This is a genomic window from Micromonospora parva, assembly GCF_040649675.1.
Classification (GTDB): domain Bacteria; phylum Actinomycetota; class Actinomycetes; order Mycobacteriales; family Micromonosporaceae; genus Micromonospora; species Micromonospora parva.
Map to the genome: position 1 here is coordinate 116,718 of NZ_JBEZFX010000006.1, position 25,013 is coordinate 141,730.

18 protein-coding genes and 1 pseudogene are annotated in these 25,013 nt (G+C 71.3%); 7 read left to right on the top strand and 12 right to left on the bottom strand.

Features of this window, described 5'->3' with window-relative positions:
* Position 1 precedes the first annotated feature (1 nt).
* The 5 genes and pseudogenes from AB0C03_RS16720 to AB0C03_RS16740 all read left to right on the top strand — a co-directional run.
* Positions 2-940: pseudogene (locus AB0C03_RS16720) on the top strand (MurR/RpiR family transcriptional regulator); the annotation flags it as partial.
* 68 nt (positions 941-1,008) lie between these two features.
* Positions 1,009-1,758, top strand: coding sequence for a sugar isomerase domain-containing protein (locus AB0C03_RS16725; RefSeq protein ID WP_030337776.1), 750 nt, complete (start codon positions 1,009-1,011; stop codon positions 1,756-1,758).
* Between the two features lie 26 nt (positions 1,759-1,784).
* A complete protein-coding gene (gene ngcE / locus AB0C03_RS16730) occupies positions 1,785-3,221 on the top strand; it encodes an N-acetylglucosamine/diacetylchitobiose ABC transporter substrate-binding protein (protein WP_210857892.1) in 1,437 nt (478 codons plus the stop codon).
* Between the two features lie 18 nt (positions 3,222-3,239).
* A complete protein-coding gene (locus AB0C03_RS16735) occupies positions 3,240-4,148 on the top strand; it encodes a carbohydrate ABC transporter permease (RefSeq protein WP_030337778.1) in 909 nt (302 codons plus the stop codon).
* Positions 4,148-5,074 carry a carbohydrate ABC transporter permease gene (locus tag AB0C03_RS16740; protein ID WP_030337779.1) on the top strand — a complete coding sequence of 309 codons (927 nt, stop codon included), beginning with the start codon at positions 4,148-4,150 and terminating at the stop codon, positions 5,072-5,074. The genes AB0C03_RS16735 and AB0C03_RS16740 overlap by 1 nt, the downstream gene beginning before the upstream one ends.
* 6 nt (positions 5,075-5,080) lie before the next feature.
* Here the strand turns inward: AB0C03_RS16740 and AB0C03_RS16745 are convergent, their stop codons facing one another.
* Positions 5,081-6,772 (bottom strand): ABC transporter ATP-binding protein, encoded by a 1,692-nt coding sequence (locus AB0C03_RS16745; RefSeq protein WP_245233777.1) that lies wholly within the window; start codon positions 6,770-6,772, stop codon positions 5,081-5,083.
* Between the two features lie 50 nt (positions 6,773-6,822).
* A complete protein-coding gene (locus tag AB0C03_RS16750; RefSeq protein ID WP_357637552.1) occupies positions 6,823-8,652 on the bottom strand; it encodes an ABC transporter ATP-binding protein in 1,830 nt (609 codons plus the stop codon).
* 66 nt (positions 8,653-8,718) lie between these two features.
* On the opposite strand from AB0C03_RS16750, the gene AB0C03_RS16755 reads away from it, so the two are divergent.
* Positions 8,719-10,428 carry a bifunctional 3'-5' exonuclease/DNA polymerase gene (locus AB0C03_RS16755; protein WP_357637962.1) on the top strand — a complete coding sequence of 570 codons (1,710 nt, stop codon included), beginning with the start codon at positions 8,719-8,721 and terminating at the stop codon, positions 10,426-10,428.
* A 245-nt stretch (positions 10,429-10,673) separates the two neighbouring features.
* Entirely contained in the window at positions 10,674-11,267 is a 594-nt protein-coding gene (locus tag AB0C03_RS16760) for a nucleotidyltransferase family protein (RefSeq protein ID WP_030337783.1), read from the top strand.
* 145 nt (positions 11,268-11,412) lie between these two features.
* Here AB0C03_RS16760 and AB0C03_RS16765 read toward each other — a convergent pair whose 3' ends face one another.
* The 10 genes from AB0C03_RS16765 to AB0C03_RS16810 form a co-directional block, all read right to left on the bottom strand.
* Complete coding sequence (locus AB0C03_RS16765; protein WP_030337784.1) at positions 11,413-12,822, bottom strand: GH1 family beta-glucosidase; 1,410 nt, start codon at positions 12,820-12,822, stop codon at positions 11,413-11,415.
* On the bottom strand, positions 12,819-15,050 hold the full coding sequence (gene yicI, locus AB0C03_RS16770) for an alpha-xylosidase (protein ID WP_030337785.1): 2,232 nt from the start codon (positions 15,048-15,050) through the stop codon (positions 12,819-12,821). Before yicI ends, AB0C03_RS16765 begins: the two co-directional genes overlap by 4 nt.
* Positions 15,047-15,934: a carbohydrate ABC transporter permease gene (locus AB0C03_RS16775; protein WP_030337786.1), complete on the bottom strand. Its 888-nt coding sequence runs from the start codon at positions 15,932-15,934 to the stop codon at positions 15,047-15,049. The genes yicI and AB0C03_RS16775 overlap by 4 nt, the downstream gene beginning before the upstream one ends.
* 1 nt (position 15,935) lies before the next feature.
* On the bottom strand, positions 15,936-16,904 hold the full coding sequence (locus AB0C03_RS16780) for a carbohydrate ABC transporter permease (RefSeq protein WP_357637557.1): 969 nt from the start codon (positions 16,902-16,904) through the stop codon (positions 15,936-15,938).
* A gap of 67 nt (positions 16,905-16,971) precedes the next feature.
* Positions 16,972-18,276 (bottom strand): ABC transporter substrate-binding protein, encoded by a 1,305-nt coding sequence (locus AB0C03_RS16785; RefSeq protein WP_030337788.1) that lies wholly within the window; start codon positions 18,274-18,276, stop codon positions 16,972-16,974.
* Positions 18,277-18,360: 84 nt separating this feature from the next.
* On the bottom strand, positions 18,361-19,410 hold the full coding sequence (locus AB0C03_RS16790) for a LacI family DNA-binding transcriptional regulator (protein WP_245233779.1): 1,050 nt from the start codon (positions 19,408-19,410) through the stop codon (positions 18,361-18,363).
* A 342-nt stretch (positions 19,411-19,752) separates the two neighbouring features.
* On the bottom strand, positions 19,753-20,661 hold the full coding sequence (locus AB0C03_RS16795; RefSeq protein ID WP_030328734.1) for an amidohydrolase family protein: 909 nt from the start codon (positions 20,659-20,661) through the stop codon (positions 19,753-19,755).
* Positions 20,658-21,467: a metal-dependent hydrolase gene (locus tag AB0C03_RS16800; RefSeq protein WP_030328731.1), complete on the bottom strand. Its 810-nt coding sequence runs from the start codon at positions 21,465-21,467 to the stop codon at positions 20,658-20,660. Before AB0C03_RS16800 ends, AB0C03_RS16795 begins: the two co-directional genes overlap by 4 nt.
* A 103-nt stretch (positions 21,468-21,570) precedes the next feature.
* Positions 21,571-23,196, bottom strand: a complete 1,626-nt coding sequence (locus tag AB0C03_RS16805) for a serine/threonine-protein kinase (protein ID WP_357637562.1) — start codon at positions 23,194-23,196, stop codon at positions 21,571-21,573.
* Between the two features lie 119 nt (positions 23,197-23,315).
* The gene (locus tag AB0C03_RS16810; RefSeq protein WP_357637565.1) at positions 23,316-24,974 is read right to left on the bottom strand and encodes a serine/threonine-protein kinase; all 1,659 of its coding nucleotides are present in this window, start codon (positions 24,972-24,974) and stop codon (positions 23,316-23,318) included.
* Positions 24,975-25,013: the final 39 nt, after the last annotated feature.

Genomic DNA, 25,013 nt, shown 5'->3' on the forward strand with positions numbered 1-25,013 from the left:
CATGGTTGATCACGAGGTGGACACCGCCGCTGGGACCGCGGTGGTCGACGCCGACGTGATCGACCGCAGAACCTCGCCCTCCGACGGGGTGCTGGCAAGGGTGCGCAACGGGCTCGGGGAGTTGACCGGCGCCCTGCACCGGGTCGCCGAGCACGTGCTCAGCGACCCGGAGGCCGCCGCCCGATCGACAATCGTCGAGCTGGCCGAACGCAGCGGCACCTCACCGGCGACCATCACCCGGTTCTGCCGGGCGATGGGCTTCGAGGGGTACGCCGACCTGCGACTGGGCATCGCCTCCGAGACCGGGCGGGCGCGCTCGGCCGGTTGGACGGTCGACATCGGACGGGAGATCCAGCCGAGCGACCCGCTCGCCCGGGTGCTCGACCAGATCATGGCCGCCGACACCCGAGCCATGCACGACACCGCCACCCTGCTCGACCTCGGCGAGGTGGAGCGGGCCGCCGTGGCGATCGCCGGCGCCAGCCGGGTCAACATCTTCGGCGCCAGCGGCAGCGCCCTGGTCGGCGAGGAGATGCAGTTCAGTCTGCACCGCATCGGGGTGGCGGCGTGGGCGTGGAACGACGTGCACGAGGGGCTGGCCAGCGCCGCCCTGCTGCGACCGGGGGATGTGGCGCTCGGCATCTCGCACACCGGGCAGACCCGGGAGACCATCGAGATGCTCGCCGAGGCGGGCAGCCGGGGCGCCACCACGCTCGCGCTCACCGGCTTCCCCCGCTCGCCACTGGCCGAGCTGGCCGACATCGTGCTGCTCACGGCCAGCCAGGCGACCACCTTCCGGCCGGACGCGCTCTCCGCCCGGCACCCCCAGCTGGTGGTGCTCGACCTGCTCTACATCGCCGTCGCCCAACGCACGCACGACCGCGCGCACGCGGCCTTCCGGCGGACCGCACAGGCCGTCGACGGACACAAGTCGGCGAAGCGGCCGCCGGGAAGCCACCCGCCGCAGCCGACACGAGGTTTCCCGACAGCATCCGAGGGAGCCGACTCATGATCAGCGCCCAGGGGTACGCGGACGCCGTCCGCCCGGTGCTCGACCGGCTGCTCGACTCGGAGGCCGACGGGATCACCCGGGCCGCCGACCTGATCGCCACCAGCCTGCGCGACGGCGGCGTGCTCCAGGCGTTCGGCGCCGGGCACTCGGAGGCGTTCGCCGCCGAACTGGTCGCCCGGGCCGGCGGGTTGGTCCCCACCAACCGGCTCTCGGTACGGGACCTCGTGATGCACGGTGACGCCCCGCGCGACGTGCTCGCCGACCCCAAACTGGAACGTGACCCCTCCATCGCCCACCAGATCTACGCGCTCGCGGCGCCCCAGCCGCGCGACGTGTTCGTGGTGGCGTCCCAGTCCGGCATCAACGGCTCGGTGGTCGAGCTGGCGGCGCTGGTCACCGAGCGCGGTCACCCGTTGATCGCGGTCACCTCGGTCGAGCACACCGCACGGGTGGCGCCACGGCACCCGTCCGGGCATCGGCTCGCCGACCTCGCCGACGTCGTGCTGGACAACGGCGCGCCGTACGGCGATGCACTGCTGCCGCTCGAGGGCGGCGGCGCGGTCTGTGCGGTCTCCTCGGTCACCACGGCGCTGCTGGCGCAGCTGCTGACCGCGGAGGTCGTACGACGGTTCCACCAGGCCGGAGAGGTACCCCCTATCTACCTCTCCGCCAACGTCCCCGGAGGGGACGAGCACAACCTCGCCCTCGAGTCGCGGTACGCCGGGCGTCTCCGGCGTACCGCATGACCCGAATTCCACAAGGAGAGACGACGATGTCGATTACCCCCGAACACCCGGCCGCACTCGACCGTCGCACGGTGCTGCGTCGCGCCGCCGCCGTGGGCATGCTCGCCACTCCGGCCATCGGCCTGCTCGGTGCCTGCGCCACCAGCAGCAACGACGGCGACAACGAGCAGGTCGCCGGCGGCACGAAGAGCGAGAAGAACCCGCTGGGCGTCAAGGAGGACGCCGCGATCGAGGTGGTCATCTTCAACGGTGGCTACGGCGAGAAGTACGCCACCGACGTGCACGAGCCGCTGTACAAGAAGGCGTTCCCCAAGGCGGAGGTCAAGCACCAGGCCACCCAGGCCGTCTCCACCGTGCTCCAGCCGCGGTTCGCCTCCGGTAACCCGCCGGAGTTCGTGAACAACTCGGGCGAGAAGCTGATGGACTTCGGCGCGCTCGTGGCCGACGGTCAGCTCCAGGACCTCACCGAGCTGTGGGACGCGCCGTCGGTCGACGACCCGGCGAAGAAGGTCCGCGACACGGTGGTGCCCGGCACCATCGAGGCGGGCTCGTTCAACGGCAAGCCGTACGTCCTGTACTACGTCTCCACGGTCTTCGGCATCTGGTACTCGGGCAAGCTGTTCAAGGACAACGGCTGGGCGCCGGCGAAGAACTGGGAAGAGTTCATCGCCCTGCTCACGGCCATCAAGGCCAAGGGCATCACCCCGTACGGCTACGCCGGTGCGAACGCGGCCTACTACCAGTGGAACGTGATCCTCACCCACGCCGCCAAGATCGGCGGCGTGGACGTGCTGAAGAACATCGACAACCTGGAGGACGGCGCCTGGCAGCAGGACGCCGTGAAGCAGGCGGCCACCGCGTGGGCCGAGGTCGGCGCGAAGTTCAGCGACAAGAGCTTCGAGGGCCTCAAGCACACCGACGTGCAGCTGCGGCAGAACCAGTACAAGGTGGCCCTCTACCCGAGCGGTGACTGGCTGGAGGGCGAGCAGAAGAAGGACACGCCGGCCGGCTTCGACTACCAGCTCATGCCGGTGCCGAGCATGTCCGCCTCGGACAAGCTGCCGGCCACCGCGCTGCGGGCCACCGCCGGTGAGGGCTACTTCGTCTCGGCGAAGAGCAAGAACCCCAAGGGTGGCCTGGAGTACATGCGCCAGATGCTGTCCAAGGAGGGCGCGAAGGGCTTCACCGAGGTCGTCAAGGCCCCGACCGTGGTCCCCGCCGGTTCGGAGGGCTTCGCCTTCCCGCCCGGTGTGGCCAGCTCGCAGGCCGCGCTCAAGGCGGCCGGTCAGGACGTGTTCAACCTGTACTTCGACGGCTGGTACAAGGAGCTCGACACGGAGGCGCGGACCGCCACCAACGAGCTGATGTTCGGCCGGATCAACGCGGACGCCTTCGTGGAGCGGATCCAGAAGCGTGCCGACGCGATCAAGAAGGACAGCTCCGTCGCCAAGTTCAAGCGCTGATCGATCGGAGCTAGGGTCATGCGGCACGGCAAGTATCCATTCGTGATCGGGTTCCTGTTCGCCCCGGTCGCGCTGTACGTGACATTCGTGATCTGGCCGTACGCGCAGGCGTTCCAGATCTCGATGACCAACTGGCGGGGGCTCTCCGCCCCGCAGTGGGTGGGCTTCGACAACTACCGGAGGTTGCTCGACGACGGGGCCTTCTGGAAGGCGGTCCAGCACCACGGCGTACTGCTGCTTGCCCTGCCGCTGATCACTATCGCCATCGCCCTGTTCTTCGCCTTCCTGCTCAACGTGGGCGGCAAGAGCAGCGGTGGTCAACGCCAGGGGGTCTGGGGGGCGAAGTTCTACCGGGTGGTGTTCTTCTTCCCCCAGGTCCTGGCGGTGGCCATCATCGCGGTGTTGTTCCAGATGGTGTACCGGCCGAACGAGTCCGGTCTGATCAACGGCGTACTGATGAAGTTCGGCCTGGAGCCGATCCTCTTCCTGGTGAAGCCGAACCTGGCCCTCTGGTCGATCATCGCGGTGCTGGTCTGGCAGGCGGTCGGCTTCTACGTGGTGCTCTTCTCGGCGGGGATGGCCTCCATTCCCGGTGAGATCTACGAGGCCGCCGAGATGGACGGGGCGTCGAAGGTGACCCTGTTCTTCCGGGTCACCCTGCCGCTGCTGTGGGACACCCTCCAGGTGGCCTGGGTCTACCTCGGGATCGCGGCGTTCGACGCGTTCGCCATCGTGGCGGTGCTCTCGGTGGACGGTGGCGGCCCGGACGGCGCCACCACAGTGCTGGCCATGGAGATCTACCGCAACGCGTTCGTCTACTCGAAGTACGGCTACGCCTCGGCGATGGGCGTGGCGTTGTTCTTCCTCACCCTCACGTTCGCGGCGCTGACGCTGCGGCTCACCAAGCGGGAAAGCGTGGAGTACTGATGAATCCGCAGTCGACGCTGCCGCCCCCGGCGGCGCTGCCGCCGAAGACCGGTGACCCGTCCGCCCCCGCCGGGCCGGGGCGCAAGGGCCCCCGCTCGGAGGTACGGTTCTTTGCCAGCCTGGGGCACGTCGCGCTCGCCGTCTGGGCGGTGATCGTGATCGTGCCGATCCTCTGGACCTTCCTCGCCGCGTTCAAGAACACCAGCGAGATCTTCAGCAGCCCGTGGACGCTGCCGGCGGAGCTGCGCTGGGAGAACTTCTCCCGGGCCTGGACCAAGGCGCACGTCGGGCGGTACTTCCTGAACAGCGTGATCGTGGTGTCGTGCAGCACCTTCCTCACCATGCTGCTCGGCTCGATGGCCGCGTACGTGCTGGCCCGCTACAAGTTCTGGGGCAACCGGGCGGTCTACTTCCTCTTCGTCTCGGGGTTGGCCTTCCCGGTCTTCCTGGCTCTGGTGCCGCTCTTCTTCGTGGTGAAGAACCTGGGTCTGCTGGACACCCACACCGGCGTGGTGCTGGTCTACACCGCGTACTCGTTGCCGTTCACCGTGTTCTTCCTGGCGGCGTTCTTCAAGACGCTGCCGTCGTCGGTGGCCGAGGCGGGGATGATCGACGGCTGTGGGCACAGCCGGCTGTTCTTCCAGGTGATGATGCCGATGGCGAAGCCGGGCCTGATCAGCGTCGCGATCTTCAACATCATCGGTCAGTGGGCGCAGTACCAGCTCCCGTTGGTGCTGCTCTCCAACGCCAAGGACAAGTGGGTGCTCACCCAGGGCATCGCCGACATCTCGGTCAACGCCGGCTACGAGGCGGACTGGTCCGGGTTGTTCGCCGCGCTGACCATCGCCATCCTCCCGATGATCCTCGTGTACGCGCTGTTCCAGCGTCAGATCCAGGCCGGCCTCACCTCCGGTGCGGTGAAGTAGGGCGTCTCACCGCTCGTCGACGCGGGTGTGCCAGGAGCGCCACAGGGCCGCGTACGCGCCACCGGCCGCCACCAGCTCGTCATGGCTGCCGATCTCGGTGATCCGGCCGTCCGCGAGCACGGCGACCCGGTCGGCGTCGTGCGCGGTGTTGAGCCGGTGCGCGATCGCGATGACGGTCCGTCCGGAGAGCACCGCGGCCAGCGCGCGCTCGGTCCGTCGGGCGGTGGACGGGTCGAGCGCCGCTGTCGCCTCGTCCAGGATCAGCGTGTGCGGGTCGGCGAGCACCAACCGGGCCAGCGCGAGCTGCTGGGCCTCGGCCGCACCGAGCTGACGGGCCCCGTCGCCGAGCGGGGTGTCCAGGTCGTCGGGGAGCGCGGCGAACCAGTCGGCGCCGACCGTGGCGAGCGCGGCGCGCATCTGGTCGTCGGAGGCGTCGGGCGCGGCGAACGAGAGGTTGTCGCGTACCGAACCGATGAAGACGTGGTGCTCCTGGGTGACCAGGGCGATCCGGCGGCGGCGCTCGGCCGGGTCGAGGTCGGTGACCGGGCAGCCGCCGATGCTGACGACACCCTGCCGTGGCGCGTCGATCCCGGCCAGCAGCCGGGCCAGTGTGGACTTGCCGGCGCCGGACGGGCCGACGACGGCCAGCCGCTCGCCGGGCTGCACCTCCAGGTCGATGCCGTGCAGCACGTCCGGCCCGTCGGAGTAGGAGAACCGTGCCCCCCGCACGACGAGCCGCTCACCTGGGGACGAGGCCGTCGTGCCGGGTGGTTCCGGCGGAACCATGCCGACACCGAGCACCCGGGCGTACGACGCGAAGCCGCGTTGCGCCTGCTCGGTCCACTGCAACAGGCGGTCCAACGGGTCGATCGCCTGTTGCAGGTAGAGCGCGGCGGCGACCACCGCGCCGAGCGACACCATGTCCCGGGCCAGCAGGTAGCCCCCGACGAGCAGGACCATGGCGACCGGCAGCGGGTAGCTGGCCTCGACGACCGAGAAGAACACGGTACGCAGCGCGAGGGTCGCCCGACGGGCCCGCCACACCAGCGTGACGCGGGTGGTGCCGTGGCGGACCCGCTCGTCGGCCAGCCGCAGCGCCTCCACCGTGCGGGCGCCCTCGGCGGTGGTGGTCAGCGTCTCGGTCAGCTCGGCGGCCGCCGCGCCCTCGGTGAGGTACGCGGAGCTGGCCCGGCGCAGATACCAACGGGTCACCGCCACGATCGACGGGAGCCCGGCCAGCGCGGCCAGCCCGAGCAGCGGGTGCAGCAGGAAGACCGCACCGAACAGCAACGTCAGCTGCACGGTGGCGATGACGATGGTGGGCACCACGTCGCGCACCGTGCTGCCGACCGTCGACACGTCGACGGAGCTGCGGGTGGCCAGGTCACCAGAGCCGGCGCGCTCGACGACCGAGACCGGCAGCCCGAGAGTCCGGGAGACGAACTGCTCGCGCAGCTCGGCGACGGCCCGTTCGCCGAAGCGGTGGCCGGCATACTGGGCGTATCGGGAGAGCAGGGCACTGACCAGGACGCAGCCGGCGATGGCCAGTGCCAGCCGGTCCACAGTGGCCACGCCCGCGCCCGCAGCGACCCGGTCGACGATGGTGCCCAGCAGCCACGGCGGGGCGAGCCCGGCGACCGCGGCGGCGCTGTGCAGCGCCAGCACCACCCCGACGGCGCGCCGGTGTCGGCTGATCATGTCGCGCAGGGCACGGCGTACGGTGGCGCGGTCGGCCACCGGCAGGCGGCTCACCGGTACGCCTCCTCGCTGCCCCGGGCCACCAGGTGCCGGTAGGCCGGGTCGCTGTCGAACAGGTCGGTGTGGCTGCCGGTGCCGGTGACCCGGCCGGCGCTCACATGCGCGACCAGGTCGGCCCGGCCGAGCAGCAGCGGTGACGTGGCGATCAGCACGGTGGTCCGCCCGGCCCGGGCGGTCCGCAGCCGCTCGGCGATCCGCGCCTCGGTGTGCGCGTCCACCGCCGACGTCGGGTCGATGAGGATCAGCACCTCCGGTTCGCGGTGCAGCGCCCGGGCCAGGCGCAGCCGTTGGCGCTGGCCGCCGGAGAGCGTCCGGGCGCGGGCGTCGATCGGGGTGTCCAGCCCGGCGCGCAGGGCGTCGACGACGTCCTGCGCGGAGGCGGTTCGCAGGGCCGCGCCGATCCGCTCGTCATCGTCGTCGGCCCCGGCGCCAAGGATGTCGCGCAGCGTGCCGGCGAACAGGTACGAGTCGTGGTCGGCGACGAGGATCCGGGCGCGGACCTCGTCCAGGGCCACGTCGCGCAGCGGCACACCGCCCCAGGTGACACCGCTGACCACGTACCGGCCGAGCCGGTCGGCCAACGCCACGGCCGTCGCCGGGTCGTCCACCGCCACGCCGGTCAGCGACCCGGCGCGCACTGTCAGCCCGGTCACCGGGTCGTGCAGGTCGGCCGGGCCGTCCGGCGCGGCCGGGCCAGGTGGCCGGCGTGCCTCGGGCACGGAGCCGGGCCGGCGTGCCTCGGGCCGGCGTGCCTCGGGCGTTTGATCGGGCCGGCGTGCCTCGGGCGTGGAATCGGGCCAGCGGCGACCAGGTCCACCGACGTCGTCAGGTGTCACGTTGAGCAGGTCGGCGATGCGCCGGGCGGCGACCCGACCCCGGATCAGCTGGTGACTGCCCTCCAGCAGAAACCAGACCGGCACGATCAGGGTCGCCACGTAGCCGTAGACGGCGACCAGTTCGCCGATCGTGACGTCACCGGTCACCGCCATCCGGGCGGTCAGCCACACCACCGCCGCCAGGAACAACCCGGGGATGGCGACCGTCGCCGCGTCGATCCAGCTGTTGACCGCGCCGACGCGGTAGCCCTCGGCGCGCAGCTCCTGGGACCGGGCCGCGTACCGTCGGGCGAACAGGTCCCGACCACCGACCCCGGCGAGCACCCGCAGCCCGGCCACGATGTCACCGGACCGAGCGGTGAGCGCGCCCTGTTGCCGCCGGTAGACCGATTCGGCCCGCTCCAGGCGACGCAGCAGCGGCCCCACGACCAGACCGACCACCGGCACCCCCACCAGCACGCAGAACGCGAGCATCGGGGAGATCGACCAGAGCACCACGGCGATCACCCCGTACGCGACGACCGCGCCGACGCCCGGCCCGGTCAGCGTCAGCACCTGCGCCGTCCAGTCGATGTCGGAGCCGCCGATGGTGGACACCTCGCCCGCGCCCACCCGGCGGGGCAGCACCGCGCCGATCCGGGACAGGTGGCGCAGCAGGACCTCCGCCGAGCGGGCCTTGGCGTCCTCCCGGATGAAGGTCATCGTGCGGTGCCGCATGATGCCCAGGTAGGACAGGCCCACGCCGGCGACCACGATCGCCGCGACCCAGAGCGCCAGCGCGCGGGTGTCGCCGGTGCGCAGCCCGTCGTCGACGGCCCGGGCGATCAGATAGGGCCGGGCCGAGAGCCCGATCATCCAGGCCGTGCCGAGCAGGCTGCCACGCAGCACCCGCCAGGGTTGGCAGCGGACCAGCCACCACAGGTAGCGCATCGGACCACGGGTGTCGGGGGTGCCAGGATCGGGATGCGGGATCTGCGGAGGCACCTGATCACGCTACCGACCGGCTCCGACACCGCACCGACCCGAATCCGGTGAGGTGCGCCTCCGTTTCTGTCGGACGAAAGAGGCAGAATCACGTTCGTGCTGGTGGCGGTGGTGTCCGACGAACGCGGCGGGGGAGTGCTGTGCCCGCTGGACGCCACCGGCCAGCCGTGCGGCCCGGCGGAGGCCGTCACCGATCTGGTCGCCGCGGTCGCCGCGCGCGAGGCCGCAGAGCGCCCCCGCTGGGTCTGGGCGACCGCCTCGGCGGTCTATCCGCCGCTGTTGCGCGCCGGCGTCCGGGTCGATCGGTGCCACGACGTGGAGTTGACCGAGGCGTTGCTGCTCGGCCACGCGGGCCGCTGGGGCGAGCCCCGCTCGCTGGCCGCCGCCTGGGCCCGGCTGACCGGCGCGGCGGTGCCGCCCGACCCGCCGCCGCGCGCCGCCGCACCACCCGGGCACGGGCAGGGCGCGCTCTTCGACACCCTTCCCGGTCCGCCGGGGCCGGGCATCGAGGCACTGACCCGGGTGTACGCGGACCAGCTCGCCCGGGTCGCCGGAACCGAGCACCCCGGCCGGTTCCGGTTGCTGGTGGCCGCCGAGTCGGCCGGCGCGCTGGTCGCCACGGAGATGGGCGTCGCCGGGCTGCCGTGGCGTGCCGACGTGCACAACGAGATCCTGCACGAGCTGCTCGGTGAGGCGTCCCCGGTCGGTGGGCCGCCCCGTCGACTTGCCGAGCTGGCCGCCCGGATCGCCGACGCCCTCGGCGTACGCGGCCTGCACGCCGACTCGCCGGCCGAGCTGCTGAAGGCGTTCGCCCGGGCCGGGGTGGAGCTGCCCAACACCCGGGCCTGGGTGCTGCGCGGGGTGGACCATCCGGCGGTGCCGCTGGTGTTGGAATACAAGGAGCTCTACCGGATCTGGACGGCGCACGGCTGGGCCTGGCTCGACCAGTGGGTGCGGGGCGGCCGGTTCCAACCGGAGTACGTGCCAGGTGGTGTCGTCTCCGGCCGGTGGGCCACCCGGGGTGGTGGCGCGTTGCAGATCCCCAAGGTGATCCGGCGGGCGGTGGTGGCCGATCCGGGTTGGCGGTTGGTGGTCGCCGACGCCGGCCAGTTGGAGCCCCGGGTGCTGGCAGCGGTCTCCGGCGACGCGCGGTTGGCGGCGGCGGGCGGTGCCGGCGACCTCTACGCCGCGTTGGCCCGGGATTCGTTCGGTGGCGACCGGGCGAAGGCCAAGGTGGCCCTGCTCGGCGCCATGTACGGGCAGACCGGCGGGGCCGCGGTGCCCGCGTTGGCGGTGCTGAAGCGCAGTTGCCCGACGGCGTTCGGTTACGTCGAGGCGGCGGCGCGCACCGGTGAGACAGGTGGGTTGGTGCGGTCGTGGCTGGGGCGGACGTGCCCGCCCGGCTCGGCCGGGTTCGGTGAGCTGGGCGACGAGACCGCCGATCCGGAGGGGCCTGCCGATCCGCAGAGTCCACGGGCGCGTGCCGCGCGGTCGCGGGGGCGTTTCACCCGCAACTTCGTCATTCAGGCCACCGCCGCGGAGTGGGCCTCGACGTTGCTGGCGACGCTGCGTACGGAGTTGTCCGGCACCGACGCCGAGTTGGTGTTCTTCCAGCATGACGAGGTGGTCGTGCACGCGCCGGCGGGCCAGGCCGACGCGGTCGCCGAGGCTGTCAGCCGCTGCGGCGAGCGGGCCTCGGCGCTGCTCTTCGGTGCGACGCCGGTCCGGTTTCCGCTGGATCTGTCCATCGTCGACTGCTACGCCGACGCCGCCTGACCCGCGAGCGTACGCCGACCGTCGGGACACCGGCCAGGTCCGCGCCGTCGGGCGACCGCCGCGCCCTCGACGACCGGCACCGTCCGCTGCGTCGGGAGATGCCGGGCGTGTAACGGTTGTGCTATTTCTCCTTTTCGCCCCGCCACCCTCGGCTGGCCGTCCTCGTTGCAGTGTCCGTAGGAGGGGACGGATCTGTCACGGTCCGTTCCGTGCTGGAGGGGGCGCAGCTGAACCGGATCGCAGGAATGATCATCGCCGCAGGCGGAGGACGACGGATCGGTGGTCCCGAGGCGCTGCTGCACCAGGGGGGAAAGCCCCTGGTCAATCAGATGATCGACACGATGACCGAGGCGGGCTGCGAGCGGATCGTGGTCGTCCTGGGTGCCGCCGCCGACCAGGTCCAGGAGACCGCTGACCTGGGCAAGGCCACCGTTGTGATCAACAAGGCGTGGGGCACCGGAGTCGGCTCGTCCATCCGGGCCGGTCTGGCCGCGATGGACGACGACGGGATCGAGGCGGTGGTGGTGGTCCCGGTCGACATGCCGGGCCTGACCGCGACGGCGGTCCGGCGGGTGGCCGCGCTGCCGTACCCGGACGTGCTGGTCTGCGCCACCTACGACGGGTTGCGCGGCTATCCGATGTTGTTCGGCCGCCGGCACTGGCCCGGCATCGCCACCCTGGCCAGCGCCGACGTGGGCGCCCGGCCATACCTGTTGGCGCACAAGGACCAGATTGTCGACATCGCCTGCGACTCGGTCGCCGACGGCAGCCGGATCGACACCCCGGAGCTGATGGATCTCTACGGCCTCACCGTCCCGCCGCAGCGCGTCGGGGTCTGAGGCGGCAGCAGCCGTGGAAGCCCGACGGTAGGCGGTGCGTCGCGCTTCCCGGAATGCGTGATGCCTGTGAGGCATCAAGATGACTCACAGGCATCACGCTCGTCAGGACATGGCCGCAAGATCGGTGCGGGCGTGGCGGGGTACTTCAGTCCTGCGCCGAGTCCAGCTTTCCGGTGGCGGCGAGGCGCTGGTACCAGTGGGCGCTGTCCTTCCAGGTGCGTACCTGGGTGTCGTAGTCGACCCGGATGATCCCGAAGCGACGGTCGTAGCCGTAGCCCCACTCGAAGTTGTCCAGCAACGACCAGACGAAGTAGCCGCGGACGTCAGCACCCTGGGCGCGGGCGTCGGCCATCGCGCCGATGTGCCGACGCAGGTAGTCGATCCGCCGCTCGTCGTGGATGCGGCCGTCGGCCGACACCACGTCGTCGAACGCCGCGCCGTTCTCGGTGATCATCATGGGCTGGTTCGGGTATTCGCGGTGCAGGCGCAGCAGCAGCTCGGTCAGCGCCGGCGGGTCGATGTTCCAACCCATCGCCGTGTACGGGCCGGGCTGCGGCAGGAAGTCGACGTCGTCGGCGGCGACCCACGGCGTGGAGGTCGACGCGCCGTGCCCGTCGGCGTCGGAGCGGGCCGACACCCCGTCCCAGGCCCGGACCAGGGTGCTGGAGTAGTAGTTGACCCCGAGCACGTCCAGCGGTACCGCGATCAGCTTCTCGTCACCCTCGCGGACGAACGACCAGTCGGTGACGGAGGCGGTGTCGGCCAGCAGGTCGGCCGGGTACGCCCCGTCCAGCATCGGGCCGAGGAACGCCCGGTTCGCCAACGCGTCGATCCGCCGGACCGCGTCCTGGTCGGCGGCCGAGTCGGAGGCACCCCGGACGACGTGCAGGTTCAGCGTCACCGACAGCTCGGCGGACGGGGCCAGCTCCCGGACCACCCGGCCGGCCAGGCCGTGCGCGAGGTTGAGGTGGTGCACCGCTGCCAGCGCCGCCGCCGGCTCGGTGCGACCCGGCGCGTGCACCCCGGAGGCGTAGCCCAGGTACGCGGAGCACCACGGCTCGTTCAGCGTCGTCCAGGTGTGCACCCGGTCGCCCAGCGCACCGACGATGCCCGCCGCGTACTCCTGGAAGCGCAACGCGGTCTCCCGTGCCGCCCACCCGCCGGTGTCCTCCAGCTCCTGCGGCAGGTCCCAGTGGTACATGGTGGCCACCGGGCGGATGCCCCGCTCCAGCAGCCCGTCCACCAGCCGCGAGTAGAAGTCGATGCCCGCCTGGTTGAACCGGCCCGAACCGCCCGGCTGCACCCGGGGCCAGGAGATGGAGAACCGGTACGCGCTGAGCCCGAGGTCGGCGATGTGCCCGAGGTCGTCGGCCCACCGGTGGTAGTGGTCGGCGGCCACGTCCCCGGTGTCGCCGTTGAGGGTCCGGCCGGGGGTGTGGCTGTAGGTGTCCCAGATGGACGGGCCCCGCCCGTCCTCGGTCGCCGCACCCTCGATCTGGTACGCCGCCGTCGCCGAGCCCCAGATGAAGCTCTCCGGGAAGTGGTGTCGCGTCATCGTTCCGTCCCCTGGATCTCGCAGATGTAGCCCGTCGAGGTGCCGGCGACCAGTTCGGCACTGGCCGTCCCGCCCTCGTAGCGCACGTCGAACTCGGCGCCCGGTCCGTCGCCGGGTGACGGTACCCGTACCCGGACCCGCTGCCCGTCGGTCGGTGCGTACAGCCGCAGCCGTACGTCGTCGGCCCACTCGTAGTCCGGTCGGTCGGTGCGCGAGCCGAACGGGATGACCGCGCCCGGTCGGGCCAGCACCGGCAGGCTGTCGAAGCCGTGCTTCTCGGTCACCCAGGTCGGGCCGGTGACCTGCGCGCCGGTGACCAGGTGCGTCCAGGTGCCGGCGGGTACGTAGTACGTGACGTCGCCGTCGGCGCTGAGCACCGGCGCGACGAGCACGTCCGGGCCGAGCATGTACTGCCGGTCCAGGTGCGCGGTCGCCGGGTCGTCCGGGAACTCCAGGAACATCGGCCGCATCATCGGCGTTCCGTCGCGGTGCGCGTCCTCGGCGGCGGCCGCCAGATACGGCATCAGGCCGAGCTTGAGCTGGGTGAAGTGCCGCAGCACGTCGACGGCCTCGTCGTCGAAGGCCCACGGCACCCGGTACGAGCCGGACCCGTGCAGCCGGGAGTGCGAGGAGAGCAACCCGAAGGCCACCCACCGCTTGAACACCGCCGGGTCGGGAGTGCCCTCGAAGCCGCCGATGTCGTGGCTCCAGTAGCCGAAGCCGGACGCCGCCAGGGACAGCCCGCCGCGCAGCGACTCGGCCATCGCGACGAACGTCGACTCGCAGTCGCCGCCCCAGTGCACCGGGAACTGCTGCCCGCCGGCGGTGGCCGAGCGGGCGAACAGCACCGCCTCGCCCTTGCCGCGCTCGGTCTCCAGCAGTTCGAAGACCGCCTTGTTGTAGAGGTACGAGTAGTAGTTGTGCATCCGCTGCGGGTCGGAGCCGTCGTGCCACACCACGTCGGTCGGGATGCGCTCGCCGAAGTCGGTCTTGAAGCAGTCGACGCCCATGTCCAGCAGCACCTTGAGCTTGCCGGTGAACCAGGCGACGGCGTCCGGGTTGGTGAAGTCGACCAGCGCCATGCCGGCCTGCCACTTGTCCCACTGCCAGACCGATCCGTCGGGGTTGCGCACCAGGTAACCGGCCTCGCGGCCCTCCTCGAAGAGGTACGACCGCTGCGCGATGTACGGGTTGATCCAGACGCACACCTTCAGGTCGCGTTCGTGCAGCCGGCGCAGCATCCCCTCCGGGTCGGGGAAGGTCGCCGGGTCCCAGACGAAGTCGACCCAGTGGAACTGGCGCATCCAGAAGCAGTCGAAGTGGAACACCGACAGCGGCAGCCCGCGCTCGGCCATCCCGTCGACGAACTCGGTCACCGTCTTCTCGTCGTACGAGGTGGTGAACGACGTGGACAGCCAGAGGCCGTACGACCACGCGGGGATCCGGGCCGGCCGGCCGGTGAGCGCTGTGTACCGGCGCAGCACGTCCTTCGGGTGGGGCCCGTCGATGACGTAGTAGGTCAGCGACTGGCCCTCGACGCTGAACTGGGTCTGCGTGACGACCTCGGAGCCGACCTCGAACGACACGTGCTCCGGGTGGTCCACGAAGACCCCGTAGCCGGCGCTGCTGAGGTAGAACGGCACGTTCTTGTACGCCTGCTCGCTGGCGGTGCCGCCGTCGGCGTTCCAGATGTCGACGGTCTGCCCGTTCTTGACGAACGGGCCGAAGCGCTCGCCCAGCCCGTACACCGTCTCACCGACGCCCAGGGCGAGCCGTTCGTGCACGTGCCGGCGGCCTTCGGCGTCGGTGACGACGCCGATGCTGCGCGCCGTGGACGAGGTGACCAGCCGGTCGCCGTGCAGGAAGTCGACCCGCCACCCGTCGATGAGCGAGACCCGTGCGGTCAGCTCACCGGTGGCCAGCGTCGCGCTGAGCCCGGTGACGTCGACGGTGACCGGGTGCGTCTCGTCGGTGCTCAGCCCGAAGTGCGGTTCGCGGGGCAGCCCTCCGGTGTGGTGGGCGATCGTCACCCCGATGACGCCGGGGGCGGGGGAGAAGAACCGAACGGTGACCAGGGGACGGTTGAGGGTGTCGCCGCGTCCGGTGATCTGACCGGTCGGCGCGAAGACGGTGAAGCCGCGCTCGTCCGGCTCGACCGACTCCACGGTGCCGGGGCGCAGGACGCTGACGCCGGGGCGCAGCTGCCAGTACCCGTCGGTGAACTTCACTTCTCGGCTCCTGCCGTGATACCGCGCGCAAGGGTGCGCTGGAAGATGAGGAAGAAGAGGATGGCCGGCACCAGGCTGATCAGCGCGCCGGCGTTGGTGGTCGGGGCGTCCATCAGCCGGTCGCCCTGCAACGACGCGAGCGCGACCGGGATGGTCTGCGTCTGGTTGTCGATCAGCATGACCAGCGGGATGAGGAACTCGTTCCACGTCCAGATGAAGAAGAAGATGAGCAGCACCGCGAGGGTGGGTCGCAGGTTGGGGAAGACCACCCGCCACAGCACCGTCCACTTGCCGGCGCCGTCCAACGCGGCGGCCTCCAGCAGCGAGCGCGGGAACGTGCTCATCACCGAGGCGAGCAGGTAGGTGCCGAACGCGCTCTGGATCACGGTGAAGATGATGATCACCGAGAGCTGGGTGTTGTAGAGGCCGACCTGCTTCGCCACGTAGTACAGCGGGTAGATCAGCGCCTCCTGCGGCAGCATGTTCGCCAGCAGGAAGAGACCGACGATCCACAGCCGGCCACGGACCCGGCCGATGCCCAGGGCGTACGCGTTGAGCAGCGACACGGCGACGCCGAGCACCGCCACCGAGCCGGCGATGATCGCCGAGTTCCAGAACTTGAGCGGGAAGTTCACAGTGGTCCAGTAGGTGCGCAGACCCTTGGTGTAGAACTCCGTCGGCCAGCTCAGCGGCCCGCTCGACGAGTAGTCGCCGGGCGACTTGAACGCGTTGAGCAGCATGAACGCGAACGGCACCAGCATGACGAGCGCGCCGAGGAGGACCAGGACGAGCACCACCCAGCGGCTGACGCCGCGGTGGTGTCGGTCGCGTACCGGCCGGGCCGGCTTCACCGGCGCGGCGCTCGGTGTGAGCATGACGGCCATGTCAGAACCCCCGGTCCCGGCGCTCGCTGCGGGCCTGCATCCAGATGAAGATCCCGGCCACCACCACGATGATCAGGGTCAGCACCATGGAGATCGCGGAGCCGTAGCCGACCTGCAGCTTCTTGAAGAACGTGTAGTAGGCGAAGTACGACGGCACGTTCGTGGCGTTGTCCGGGCCGCCCCGGGTCAGGGCGAAGATCGGCCCGAACACCTTCAACGCGGCGATGGTGCAGGTCAGGGCCACCACGAAGGTCTCCGGCCGGATCTGCGGGAGGGTGATCGCCCGGAACCGGTGCAGCCAGTTCGCGCCGTCGACCTCGGCCGCCTCGTACAGCTCGGGGTCGACCCGCTGCAACGCCGCCATGAACACGACGACGGGGTAGCCGATCTGCACCCAGATCATCACGGCCATCACGGCCGGCAGGGCGGTGCCCGGGTCGCCGAGCCAGTCATGGCGGAGCGCGCCGAGACCGACCGCGTCGAGGAGGCTGTTGAACGCCCCGTCGGGGCGCAGGATCCAGCCCCAGACGATGCCGGCCACCACGACGGGCAGCACCTGCGGCAGGTAGAACGCGGCCCGCAGCGCGGCGGCGGTGCGGGGCTTGAACCGGCGGCCGATGACGTCGAAGAGCACCGCGGCCAGCAGCAGACCGAGCACGGTGGGCACCACCACCATCGCGACGAGCATCCAGACGGTGTTGCGGAACGACGCCCAGAACACGTCGTCGTGCAGCAACTGCTGGTAGTTGTCCAGGCCGACCCACCGGGGGTCGCCGATGCCGGACCACTTGGTCAGCGACAGGTAGAGGGTGCCGAGAAGCGGCGCGCCGATGACGAGGAGGAAGAGCACCGCTCCGGGGAGCAGGTAGAGCCAGTACGCCGCGTTGCGGCCGCGGCGTCGGCGGCGGGGCACGGGCGGAGTGGGGGTCGCGGCCGGCGGTGTGGCGGCGACCGTCTCGGAGACTGCCATGGAAGATCCTTCCCGGCGGGGCGGGCGGGCGCGCCGGTCGTGCCGGTCACGCCCGCCGCTCGCCGTGTCACTTGCCGGTGATCTCCTTGACGCCATCGGCGTACGGCTTGGCGATCGTGTCGAGGACCTGGTCGGGCGACTTCGAGCCGTTGATCAGACCCTGGAAGCCGGAGACCAGCACGTCGTAGTAGCCGGGGACCGGCCAGTCCGGGTAGAAGGCGAGCCCGTCGGACTTGCTGACCGTGTTGAAGTCCTCGATCAGCTTGCGGTCCTTCGGGTCGGTGATCTTCGACGCGTCAGCGGCGACCGGAACACCACCGTTGTTGCCGATCAGATCCTGGATCTCCGGGCGCAGGGTGATGTCGATGAAGTCGTACGCCAGGCTCTTGGCCTTGCTGTTCTCCGGGACCACCCAGAGGTTGCCGGAGGAGCCGGCCTGAAGGGTGTTGCCGGGGAAGAGGAAGGTGTCCCAGTTGGCCTTCATCTCTGCCTTGAACCGGCCGTACCACCAGCTACCCGAGACGATCATCGGAACCTTGCCGCCGATGAAGGCGGTGCCCATGTCCTCGGCCTTGAGGCTGGCCGAGTTCTTGGCGACGTAGCCCTTCTGCACCCACTGGGCGAAGGTCTCCGCGCCGTACTTGAGCGGGTCGGCCTTGAAGTCGACAGGGTTCTTGTAGAGCTGGTAGTTGTCGACGAACTGCCGGTCGGCCTTGGAGAGGGCGAGCTGGTAGAAGAGCTGCCCGGCGGGGTACTCGGCGCCGGCCATTCCCAGCGGGGTGATCCCCTTGCCGACGAAGGTGTCCATGGCGGCGGTCATCTCGGCCATGGTGGTCGGGACCTTGACGCCGTTGCTCTGGAACAGGTCCTTGTTGTAGTAGACGGTGACGTACTCGCCGTAGTTCGGCACACCGAACCAGTTGCCGGAGCCCATCACGCCCTTGTCGCTGTACCGGGCGGTGGTCTGCAGGCTGGGGCTGAGCTTGCCGGCCCAGCCGCGCTTGTCGGCCTCGCTGCTCAGGTCGGCCAGCAGGCCCTGGGAGGAGAGCAGCCCGGCGGTCGCGTTGCCCTTGTTGTACTCCATGATGTCCGGGCCCTCGGACGAGTTGATGATCATGCCAGCGTTCTGCTGGATCTGCTCGAACGCCTTGCGCTCGAAGCGCACCTCGACGCCCGGGTGCTCGGACTTGAAGATCTCGATCGCCCGGTCCCAGCCGATCCCCATGGCGCTGTTCTCGCTCTCGTAGTGCCAGAGCTTCAGAACCTTGGCGTCGCTGCTGTCCCCGTTGTCACCACCGCCGCAGGCGGCCACGGTGGTCGTCGCGGTCGCCGCCAGGGCGATCGCGGCGACGAGCCGGTGGAATCGCTGCATTACTATCCTCCTCGTTGAGTACTAGCCGGTACTTCACGGGGCCCGTCGTCGCGTTGCAGCGCGATGGCGGGCCGTCTTAGCTGGTCAGCCGCCGTCGTTCGACGCCGGACCAGAGGTAGCCAGTGCCGGCCGCCGGGGTGCGGCGGTCGACCCCCGGATCTCCAACGTGCACGGCAGCAGTTGCTGGTGACGAAGGTCGGCGGGGCCGTCCAGGTGGCGCGTCAGCGCCTCGATCGCGATCCGGCCCAGCGCCGAACCGGGGGACGTCATCGCGGTCAGCGCGGGGGTGGCCAGTTCGGCGACCTGCGGCGAGGTGACCATCGAGACGACGGAGACGTCGTCGGGCACCGACAACCCCCGGCCGGTCAGCTCGCCGAGGATGCCGAAGATCGCCGTCTCGTTCATGGCCAGCACCGCGGTCAGCTCCGGGGCCTGCGCGAACGCGGCGGCCAGGGCGGCCCGCCCGCCGGCGGCGCTGTCCTCGGCGGCGATCATCACCGGATCCAGGCCGTGCCCGGTCATCGCCGAGGTGAAGGCGTCCCGGGTACGCAGCGCCGGCCCGTAACCGCTGGCCAGTGTGGCGGCCGAGTGGTTGACGTAGACGATCTGCCGGTGCCCGAGACCGACCAGGTGCGCGACGGCGTCCCGGACGGTCTGGTCGAAGTCGATGTCGACGTAGGAGAGCGTGCTGGTGTCGGCGGTGCGGCCGATCAGCACCAGCGGCACCCCCGCCTCCTGGAGCACGGTGACCCGCTCGTCGGCCAGCTGCACCTCCATCAGCACGACCCCGTCGAGCATCCGCTGGCTGGCCAGCCGGCGCAGGTCGTCGAGGTTGCCTCCGCCGACCGGCGAGAGCACCAGGTGGTAGCCGGCGACGCTGGCCGCGGCGGCGGCACCGGTGACGAAGGCGGTCTCGGTGGCACCGAGGCCCCGCTCGTCCATCGGCATCAGCAGGCCGAGGATCCGGCTGCGGCGACTGGCCAGCCCTCGGGCCATCGCGTTGGGCTGGTAGTCGAGCTGTGCCATCGCGGCGAGCACCTTGTTGCGGGTGGCCTGCGAGATCGGCCGGGCGCCGGTGAGCACGTACGAGACGGTGCTGACCGAGACGTGGGCGAGGCGGGCGACGTCGTGCATGGTGGCCACCGCGTACCTCCTTTGGCCTGCTGTGGAACCGCTCCCGGAGACTTCGTCGAAGCGCTTCGACGAAGCGGTTCGACAGGACGCTAGGCCACCTGTTACGGCGACGTCAATAGCCGATGTCGAAAAGAATTCAGTCCGTGTCCGGCCCTCGGGCCCCGGGGCTGCGCTCCTGGCACGCCTCAAGATCGCGCTCGATCCTGGTTGTAGTCCCCTCGGGTCGTCGCGGAAGCCACTACACCAAGGATCGAGCACGATCTTGAGGGCGCGGCGGGGGTGGCGGGAGGGTGCGGCGGGCGCGGCGGGGCGGCGGGCGCGGCGGCGGGAGGGTGCGGCGGGTCAGGCGAGGTCGAAGAGGGCGGCGGCGCTGTCCCAGCAGACCGCGCGCAGCCAGTCGTCGCCCAGGTCCAGCCGGGCCAGCCCGGCCACCTGATCGGCGTACGGGTACGGGATGTTCGGGAAGTCGCTGCCCAGCAGCACCTTGCCGGCCAGCCCCAGCTCCCGCAACCGGGGCAACTCGTCGGCGGGGAAGGGGACGAACTGGTCGAAGAAGGGCGTGAACGCCATTGTGGTGTCCAGCCGAACCCGCTCGTACGTCTCGGCGAGGTCCAGGAACGCCCGGTAGTCCGGGGCGCCCAGGTGCGCCACCACGGCGGTCAGCCGAGGGTGGCGGGCGAGCAGGGCGGCGAACGGGTCCGGGCCGGTGTGGGCGGTGCCCACCGGGGCGTGCCCGGCGTGCACCACCACCGGCACACCCGCGTCCGACAGCATTCCCCACACCTGGTCCAGTGCCGGATCGGTCGGTGCGAAACCGCCGACCTGCAGGTGCAGCTTGAACAGCCGGGCACCCTCGGCGAGGGCCGCCTCGACGTACGCGGGGGCCTCCGGCTCCGGGTAGAACGTGGCCGAGGCCAGGCAGCCCGGGGTGTCGCGGGCGAAGTCCAGCGTCCAGCGGTTGAGGTCGGCCGCCATGCCCGGCCGGTGCGCGTACGCCAGCGCGCTGAACGCCCGCACCCCGAGCCGGCGCAGGTGCGCGACCCGGTCGGCGTCGCTCCACCGGTAACGGATCGGCCACTCGGTGCCGACCAGCGGCCCGGCGGCGTCGAAGTAGGCCCACACCCGACGCAGCAGTCGCGGCGGCAGGAAGTGCACGTGCACGTCGGCGAGGCCCGGCAGCCCCAGCGCGCGGCAGAACTCCGGTACGCGCTCGTCGGCGACCGGCGGGACGACCGGCGCCGGACCGGTCATATCTCGATGTCGAATCGGCTCAGCACCGAGGGCGCGACCAGGCCGACGGTGGCGAGCGCCGAGACGGCGGTCAGCGCGATGCGCATGCCGACCACCTCGGCCTTGCTGCCGACGCGCAGGGCGATGCGGTTCGGCAGGCCGATCATCATCCACATGCGCCGCTTGATCGGGATCGGCCAGAGAATCGGCACGCCGGCACGGGTGATCATGTCGCCGAGGATGTGCACGAAGCAGCCCACGCCCAGCGCGGTGCCGATCAGCGGATAGCCGCGTCCGCCCGGCAGGTTGGCGTAGGTGAACCAGGCCGCCCCGGCCGACGCGAGAGTGATGATCACCCAGCCGGCCCGCTCGGCCCACTCATCGAACAGCCCGCGCAGCGCCAGGCCGAACATGAAGAACAGGATGGTGATGACGGCCCACTTGCCGTACGCGGCGCAGAGCGCGGTGGTGCCCCAGCCGACCAGCACGGTGAACGGCAGCGTGTGGGTCAGCGTCCGGTGCCCGTTGTTGCGGCGCGGATCCTTGCTGAGCTTCGTGGCGTAGTAGACCCCGAGGGAGACCTTCTCCATCACCTCGGCGGCGAAGAGCGAGAAGACCCCGAAGGTACGGGCCACGGTGGCCCCACCCTGGTTCTTGGTCACCTTGCCCGACATGTCGAGGTCGGGGAAGAGCGCGCCACCGGCGCACACCGCGGTGCCCACCGCCAACGCGAGCGGCGACTGGTGATAGTCGGCGAACTGCTCCAGTGCCCAGGAGCCAGCCAACCACACCGCCGCGCCGGACAGCGCGTGTTGCGGTCCCATCATCTCGGCTCACCCTCCCCAAGGATCTTGAGCGCCCAAAACTACGCCACTGTAGTCAGCCTCAGCGCCGCAGGGGCATCACCCGTCAGGTCCACATCGGACGGAGTTACGGGGTGGGGGTGAAGCTCTGCCGGATCATCGGCAAGTATGCCGCGTTGACCTGCCAGTCGAACTCTTCTGTCAACCAGGAGACGGTGTACGAGCGGCCCGCCGACGTGTTGATCAGCAGCCGGAAACTGTGCACCGCAACGCCGAGGGCGTTCAGCCAGCCGCACTCCCACACCGCGCCGCCCTCGAAGATGTCCATCGCGGAGATGTCCACCTTGCGATAACCCGGCAATGCCGCGCTCGTGGTCAACCGCGACTCCTCGGCCTTCCAGTACGCCACCGGGTCCGCGCGGGCCGGACCCGCCTCGACGCTGAGCACCCGGGACCCGCTGGACCTGCGAAAGCAGGTCACCGGACCTTCGGTCCAGCGCGCCCAGCCCACCGGCGCGGCGATCCGGAACCCGGTCGGGTCGTCGTGCCAGGTCCACCCCTCGGGCAGCCGGTATCTCGCGTCGGCCGGCGGGGACACCGACACCACCGGGGTGGCCGACGGTGGCGGGGACGACGCGCAGGCGAACGCCGCCGGCCGGTGGGTCGGTGCGCCGCCACCCGCGCCGGACGGTGGGGTCCGCTCATCGTGCCGATCGACCAGGGCCAGCGTGACGCCGCCCGCGACGAGCAGGGCCGCCGCCGCACCGCCCAGGGCGATCAGGCGGCGTCGCCAGACGGTCCGGCGCGGTGGGCGCGGGGTCTGCGTCGCCGGTTCGTCCGACGGAGGCGCCGGTTCGACCGGGTGGGGCGTGCTCGCCCGGCCGGCGCTGCGGACCGCCGCGACCGCCGCCGACCGGGCCGGCGCGGCGGGCTCGTCGGGGCTCGCCGCGGCGCTGCGCAACAGCGGCTCCACCTCGAGGGCGGTCAGCCGCCGCCAGGGGTCCCGCTGCAACAGGCCGGTGAGGACGGGACGCAACGGGCCGGCCCGACGCATCGGGTCAGGTGGTTCGGTGGCCAGTGCGCTGAGCGTCGCCATGGCGCTCGACCTCGCGTACGGTGACTGCCCCTCGACCGTCGCGTAGAGCGTCGCGCCCAGCGACCACATGTCGGTACGCGCGTCGGACACCCCTTCGCGGGCCCGCTCCGGCGCGACGAACTGCGGTGAGCCGAGCACCGTGCCGGGCCCGGTCATCGTGCCGTCGCCGCCGTCGAAGGTGGCCAACCCGAAGTCGGTGAGCATCACCCGCCCGTCGTCGGCCACGAGCACGTTGTGCGGCTTCACATCGCGGTGCAGCACCCCGGCGGCGTGCGCGGCCCGCAACGCGGCGAGCACCGCCAGCCCGATCCGGGCGGTGCGCGGCGGACTCAGTGGCCCTTCGGCGCTGATGATCTGCTGCACCGACCGGGATGGCACGTACTCCATCACGATCCAGGGGCTGTCCCGGTCGTGCACCACGTCGTAGAGGCGGACCACGTTGGGATGGTTGAGCCGGGCGGCGGTGCGTGCCTCCCGCAGGGTGCGCAGCCGCAACTCCGCACGTTCGGTCTCGGCCAGCCAGGACGGCGGCACGACCTCCTTCAGCGCCACGTCGCGGTGCAGCATCTCGTCGCGAGCAAGCCACACCCGGCCCATTCCGCCGGTGCCGACCAGGTCGAGCAGCCGGTACCGACCCGCGATCAGCAACTGATGCACGGTCGCTCCCCCTCGGTCACCCCGGGATCCACGATAGCCACCAATGTCGGCTTTCTCATCCACTGTGCGGCCTCGATCCAGACCGGACGGTGGTCCGGATCATGGCCATACGGTGCAGGTCAGCGGGGTGGTCGGAAACTCTTTCGCACCATTTCCCAGTCGGCGGCGGCCCCGGTCCAGTCCTCGTCGAAGGTGATCCAACCCAGCGTCCAGCGGTCGGCGCCGAGGGTCTGCTGGCGGGCGCGCAGCCACCGCCCGTGCGGTGTCTCCCAGCGACACTCCCACTCGGCGGCGCCGTCGCCGGTGGCGAGCCGGATCTCGTCGTACCCGGGCAGGGCCCCCGCCGCGGCTGCCTTGTCGCGGAGGGCGCGCACCCGCTGCAGCGGATCGACAGCGCCGCCCTCGGCGACGCTGAAGGCCCGGCCGGTCGCCGGGTCCTGGAAGCACACCACAGTGCCGTCGCGGGAGGTCCACCACGTCGCCGGTACGGAGACCCGGAATCCGGTGACGTCGGCGTACCAGATCCAGCCGGGCGGCGGTTGGAACCCGTCGCCCGCGCTCGGAGTGCCGGCCCGTACGGGCGTCCCGACGATGTCCGGGCGGACACACGCGAACGGGGGTGGGGGAACACCGCGTCCCCTCGGCAGCGGGCCGGGACCGAGCGGCCCGGCGCCCGGCGTCGGCGAGGACCAGCCGGTGACGTCGCCGGGCTTGTCACCGGTGACGGTCAGTGCGGTGCCGACGCCGGCCACCACGGCCACCAGCAGCGCCACGGCGACCACCGCCACCCGACGCGCGGTACGCCCGGCGGCGGACGGGTCCGGTGCGGGGGAGGCAGCACCGGCTTCCGTCGCGGCCGGGTCGGGCAGCGGAATGGTGGGGTCGAGGTCGTCGGCGGCGGTGCCCGGGTCGAGCGCCCCCGACGCCGGCCCGTCGGCCGAGGGGCGGTCGGTCACCGCTGGTGGGTCGGCCCGGCCGCCCGCTGCCGTCCTGAGCAACCGACGGGCCGCGTCGTGGCCGAGGCGGTCGTCCGGGTTGCGGCGGAGCAGCCCGTGCAGCACCGGCGCGAGCGCGCCGGCGTGCGGGGCCGGGTCCGGCGGACCGGCGGCCAGCGCGCTCAGGGTGGCCATCGCGGTGCTGCGGGCGTACGGGGACTGCCCCTCCACGGCGGCGTGCAGTGTCGCGCCGAGCGACCACAGGTCGGCGGCCACCGAGGACACCCCGTCGGAGGCCCGCTCCGGGGCCACGTACTGCGGAGAGCCGAGGACCATGCCGGGGCGGGTCATCGCGCCGTCGCCACCGTCGAAGGTGGCCAGCCCGAAGTCGGTGAGCATCACCCGCCCGTCGTGCGCCACGAGCACGTTCTGCGGTTTGATGTCGCGGTGCAGCACCCCGGCGCTGTGCGCGGCCTGCAATGCGTCGAGCACGGCCAGACCGATCCGGGCCGCGCGGGCGGGCTCCAGGGGCCCCTCGGCGTCCACGACGTCCTGGAGGGTGCGGGACGGGACGTACTCCATCACGATCCAGGGGCTGTCGTCGACCGCGACCACGTCGTAGAGCCGGACCACGGCGGGGTGGTTGAGCCGGGCCGCCGCCCGCGCCTCCCGCATGGTGCGCAGGCGCACCTCGGCCCGGCCACGATCGTCAAGCCAACTCGGTGGCACGATCTCCTTGACCGCCACCTCGCGGTGCAGCATCTCGTCGCGGGCGCGCCACACCCGACCCATGCCCCCGCGACCCACAAGGTCGAGCAGTCGGTACCGACCGGCGATCAGCACCTGTGCACGCTCCTCCTCAGCCGCTGTTCGGGCTACACC

Coding starts and splice junctions, on each gene's coding strand:
- AB0C03_RS16760 (WP_030337783.1), top strand. CDS start 10,674: ATGATCATCGCCGCAGGCGGAGGACGACGGATCGGTGGTCCCGAGGCG.
- AB0C03_RS16740 (WP_030337779.1), top strand. CDS start 4,148: ATGAATCCGCAGTCGACGCTGCCGCCCCCGGCGGCGCTGCCGCCGAAG.
- AB0C03_RS16735 (WP_030337778.1), top strand. CDS start 3,240: ATGCGGCACGGCAAGTATCCATTCGTGATCGGGTTCCTGTTCGCCCCG.
- AB0C03_RS16725 (WP_030337776.1), top strand. CDS start 1,009: ATGATCAGCGCCCAGGGGTACGCGGACGCCGTCCGCCCGGTGCTCGAC.
- AB0C03_RS16785 (WP_030337788.1), bottom strand. CDS start 18,276: ATGCAGCGATTCCACCGGCTCGTCGCCGCGATCGCCCTGGCGGCGACC.
- AB0C03_RS16790 (WP_245233779.1), bottom strand. CDS start 19,410: ATGCACGACGTCGCCCGCCTCGCCCACGTCTCGGTCAGCACCGTCTCG.
- ngcE (WP_210857892.1), top strand. CDS start 1,785: ATGTCGATTACCCCCGAACACCCGGCCGCACTCGACCGTCGCACGGTG.
- AB0C03_RS16780 (WP_357637557.1), bottom strand. CDS start 16,904: ATGGCAGTCTCCGAGACGGTCGCCGCCACACCGCCGGCCGCGACCCCC.
- AB0C03_RS16800 (WP_030328731.1), bottom strand. CDS start 21,467: ATGATGGGACCGCAACACGCGCTGTCCGGCGCGGCGGTGTGGTTGGCT.
- AB0C03_RS16765 (WP_030337784.1), bottom strand. CDS start 12,822: ATGACGCGACACCACTTCCCGGAGAGCTTCATCTGGGGCTCGGCGACG.
- AB0C03_RS16775 (WP_030337786.1), bottom strand. CDS start 15,934: ATGGCCGTCATGCTCACACCGAGCGCCGCGCCGGTGAAGCCGGCCCGG.
- AB0C03_RS16795 (WP_030328734.1), bottom strand. CDS start 20,661: ATGACCGGTCCGGCGCCGGTCGTCCCGCCGGTCGCCGACGAGCGCGTA.
- AB0C03_RS16745 (WP_245233777.1), bottom strand. CDS start 6,772: ATGATCAGCCGACACCGGCGCGCCGTCGGGGTGGTGCTGGCGCTGCAC.